Here is a 3,946-nt window from a genome sequence, read left to right as displayed (position 1 = left end):
CGCGCGGCGAGCCGTGGCGCGCGACTGCCTTCTCGATCTATGGGGCTACCCTGATCCTGCTCTTTACGGGTAGTGCGCTGTATCACAGCCTGCGGGTCTCCGAAAAAGCGGAGAGCATTCTTTACGGCCTCGACCGCACGGGGATCTACTTGCTCATCGCGGGCACCTACACTCCGCTGTGTCTCTTGCCGCTACGTGGCGGCTGGGGCTGGACGCTCTTTGGGATCATCTGGGGGCTGGCCGTGATTGGCATTGTGGTGGACTGGGCGCTGAAACAGCGCGTTCCCCACTGGCTTCAGGCGCTTTTGTTTATTCTCATGGGCTGGGTCTTTCTGATCGCCATCGTCCCGATCGTGAAGACCCTCTCCCTCACCGCGCTCTTCTGGCTGGCACTGGGCGGCCTGATCTATAGCATCGGCGGCGCGATCTGCGTCAAACATCCCAATCCCAAGCCAGGCCGTGTGTTTCACTACCACGATCTCTGGCACGTGATGGTAATGGCCGCAAGCGCCTGTCACTTTGTCTTCATGAGCCTGCTCTAGTCCTTCCGCTTTCTCTGTTTCTCCGGGAGTGTCTTGGCAGGAGAAGAGAATGCAAAGACACTGGCGACATGGCGATATTATGATCGGTGCGCTTGAGAAACTACCCGAGCGTGTTTTATTACGAAACGGTGCTCCGGTTCTGGCGTGGGGCGAAGTGACAGGGCACAGCCACCGGATCGAAGATCCCAAAGCGGCTGTTTTCTATACCAGAGGCCAGGATGGCTACTTTGAAGTGGTCGCTGAGAGCGCCCGGCTGGTTCACGAAGAGCACGGGCCGATTGTCCTGCCCCGTGGGCTCTACCGATTCTGGCACCAGCGCGAGTACACCCCCGGCGCGATCCGAAGGGTGGTGGACTGACGATGCTCTCGCAAGACTACACCGAGGACCTCACGCTCACCGAGCTTCCCGCGGGACTGCGCCTTAGTCGGCTGACGGTGCGTGGGTGTAAGAACCTCAAGCAGCTCCCCTCAGATCTGCAGGTGCTTCAGCTGGATGCGGCGGGAAGCGGGCTGGTAGCGCTCCCCGAGAACTTTCGCGTGGGCTCGCTGGATCTTACCAACTGCACCGAGCTTGCCGCACTTCCGGAGGGGCTGAGCGTGGACTTTCTGGATATCTCCGGCTGCACCAAGCTCACGGGCTGGCCCCGAAAACTCACCCTGGGCGTGGGCCGACTGCGGGCGCGTGGCTGTGCTTGGCTCACAGAGCTGCCAGAGTCGCTGACGGAGCTGGCGCAGCTCGATCTGGCGGGCTGCACAAACCTCACCACCCTACCCGATACGCTCCGGGTTTCGTCGTGGCTGGATGTGGCGGAGACAGGGATTACGGAGCTACCTCATCCACTTCAGCGCACTCGGCTTCGTTGGAATGGCGTTCTGGTGGAGGCACGGGTGGTCTTTGCGCCCGAGACGCTCACAGGCCATGATGTTCTTGCCACTGCCAATACCGAAGTGCGCCGCGTGATGCTGGAGCGCATCGGGCTGGAGCGCTTTGTGAGCGATGTAAACCCGCAGGTACTAGACCAAGATACCGATCCCGGCGGCCCACGGCGGCTCCTGCGCATTGCCTTGCGCGGCGATGAGGACTTGGTGTGCCTTGCCGTGGGCTGTCCCTCAACGGGCCGTGAGTATCTTCTGCGCGTCCCCCCCGTTGTTACCGGTTGCCACCAAGCCGCTGCCTGGATCGCAGGCTTCGACAATCCCGCCGACTACGCCCCCATTCGTGAGACCTAGACCTGAGCCATGGGCAGTCGTCGCTCTAGCAGGCCACTGCCAAAGACGGGGTAGAGGTTGAGCTCGGGGAGGTGAATGTAGCCGATATGGCAGCCACAGGTCTCGTTGGGACAGGGGCGGGGCAAGAGCGCGCTCTCCCAGTTATCGGTGTAGAGACTACCAATCGGGGTTTTGACAAAGTGGCAGCGCCGCATCACGCCCTCGCCATCCACGGAGAAGACGGTCTCTCCCGTTAGGCAAGCACGAGCTAGGCTGGGGTGACGGGTGTTGTTGAGAGGGAAAAGTGCGTCAATCGCGGTTAAAAAATCAAGCTCGCTCGGGCTGTAGTAGTCTTCCACGCGTTTATAGGCGTTGACCCAGAGATAAGTGTCGGTAGGGAGTGCCTTGCACAAGGCTCCGATCTCGTCAAGGTGCTCTTTCATGCCCACCACACCCACACTGAAGCGCACCCCACGAGTGCGCGCTTCGTTGCAGCGCGTCAGAAAGTCTAGCCGAGAGACCTCTGCGGGATGGTAGGTCGCCCAGAGTCCGAGCTTGGTTTTGTCACAGTCATCCGTCCAGTCTAGCCGACAAGACAGATTGGTCTGGATCGCGACTTTTTGAAGATGTGGCAGGTTGGTCAGGCGGATCAGTGCTTTTTGGTAGCGTCGCCGCACCAGCGCCTCGCCCCAGGGAGTAAAGAAGACCGAGAGCGTGTGTTTTCCTTGCTGCGCCTCGACCCACTGCAAAAAACGCTCCAGCGCCGCCGCGTCCGTGGCGTGCTCGGCATCGGTCTCGGTGTGCTTGGCGAAGGGACAGTAATCGCAGGCGTAGTTGCAGGAAGAGAGAGGGCCACGGTAGAGGATCGTCAGGTTCATCGCATTTATCATTTATCGTAGAGAAAAAGTCTCCATCTGGGCACGCATCGCCGCTGAGGTCAGCCACGGGCCAAGCACATCCGCCCGCTCCCAACCACTTGGAGTGAGGCGAAGCGCTCCGTTTTCGCACACGGCTAAACTCCGCTCGATTAGCTCTGTAAGCTGCGGTAGCTTTTCTAAGACACGTGCGTCCACACCTTCAGCTTGCTGAAGGAGGCCATAGACCACATGCCGTCGCCACTGCTCCTCATCGCTGAGCCAGACACCGTAGTCGGCGAGGGCAAAGGCGGCCTCGGTGCGCTCAAGATAGCCTGCCAGGATACTGCGGATGCCCGCACGGCCCACGGCAAACTCGCTGGAGTAGTGGAGCGATTGGGTGTAAGAGCGTGCCCCACAGCCCAGCCCGATGAGACTTCCTCCGATGGCATCGCTCGACGGGTGGCTTGCTGCCCCGATTCGCCGGAAGAAGCGTAGCGAGACCTGCTCGTAGCCTGCGCTTAAAAGCCGCTCCCGTGCTTGGCGGTAGAGTAAGAGTGCATCCGGTGAGGTCTGCGCCTTACCGTCCAAGCCTGTGAGAGGACGGACATAGAGCGGGTAGAGATAGATCTCCTCCGGCTGCCAATGAAGCGCCTCGGTAAGCGAGTGCTGCCAGCTCGCCTCAGTCTGGCCAGGCAGGCCGTAGATCAGGTCAATATTGAGGGTCGGAAAGCCGCTCTTACGAATGTTTTCCAGAGCCGCTTTGACCCACTCGGGTTTCTGTGCGCGTCCACTTGCCTGCACCTCCGCCTCAACAAATGACTGAATTCCGATACTCACCCGATCCACGCCAAAGTCTCGGAGTAAGGCCAGCTTCTCGGGGGTGGCCGTGCGTGGCGAGGTCTCGACGGAGAAGGGAACCTCAGGCAGCGGGGCAAAGTGCGCCGCAAGTGACAAGACACGCTCCAGCCCGGCAAGACTCAGAAACGTCGGGGTTCCGCCCCCAAAAGCCACGCGGGAGATACGTCGCTGAGGAGCCACTCGGGCCTGACGGTCCAGGGCATCTAAGTAGCGAGGCTCGGTCTCCTCAGGCGGATTTGGGGTGGTGAACAGGTTGCAGAACCCACAGCGCATCTCACAGAAGGGAATGTGCAGATAGAGCGCCGTCTCACTCGCCTCGGGCTCCTCGCTCCAGAGTGCTTCCAGAGCAGCCGGTGGGCTCAGCCGACGGTAGGCGCTCTTATGCGGATAGCTGTAGGCATAGCCCAGAAACGGCGGTCCGGCTAAGAGCGTGTCAAGCGAGTTCGGGTCGGTCATGGTGTGAGAAAAAACTCCGCATAG

General features: G+C 60.6%; 5 protein-coding genes. 3 read left to right on the top strand and 2 right to left on the bottom strand.

The genetic code is table 11. The features are described from left to right. The 3 genes from RMO15_RS09005 to RMO15_RS08995 form a co-directional block, all read left to right on the top strand. Positions 1 to 542: hemolysin III family protein (locus tag RMO15_RS09005; RefSeq protein WP_309710865.1), on the top strand; the 542-nt coding region annotated here is incomplete at its 5' end. Between the two features lie 49 nt (positions 543 to 591). Further along, on the top strand, positions 592 to 900 hold the full coding sequence (locus RMO15_RS09000; protein ID WP_309710862.1) for a hypothetical protein: 309 nt from the start codon (positions 592 to 594) through the stop codon (positions 898 to 900). A gap of 2 nt (positions 901 to 902) precedes the next feature. Then, a complete protein-coding gene (locus RMO15_RS08995) occupies positions 903 to 1,772 on the top strand; it encodes a DUF6745 domain-containing protein (RefSeq protein WP_309710859.1) in 870 nt (289 codons plus the stop codon). Here RMO15_RS08995 and RMO15_RS08990 read toward each other — a convergent pair. Together RMO15_RS08990 and RMO15_RS08985 are read right to left on the bottom strand one after the other, a co-directional pair. Beyond that, entirely contained in the window at positions 1,769 to 2,629 is an 861-nt protein-coding gene (locus RMO15_RS08990; protein ID WP_309710856.1) for an STM4011 family radical SAM protein, read from the bottom strand. The genes RMO15_RS08995 and RMO15_RS08990 overlap by 4 nt on opposite strands. A gap of 12 nt (positions 2,630 to 2,641) precedes the next feature. After that, positions 2,642 to 3,922, bottom strand: a complete 1,281-nt coding sequence (locus tag RMO15_RS08985) for an STM4012 family radical SAM protein (protein WP_369016093.1) — start codon at positions 3,920 to 3,922, stop codon at positions 2,642 to 2,644. Positions 3,923 to 3,946 lie beyond the last annotated feature (24 nt).

It is taken from the genome of Armatimonas sp., assembly GCF_031410135.1.
GTDB lineage: Bacteria > Armatimonadota > Armatimonadia > Armatimonadales > Armatimonadaceae > Armatimonas.
This window is presented reverse-complemented; position numbering and strand designations above follow the sequence as displayed.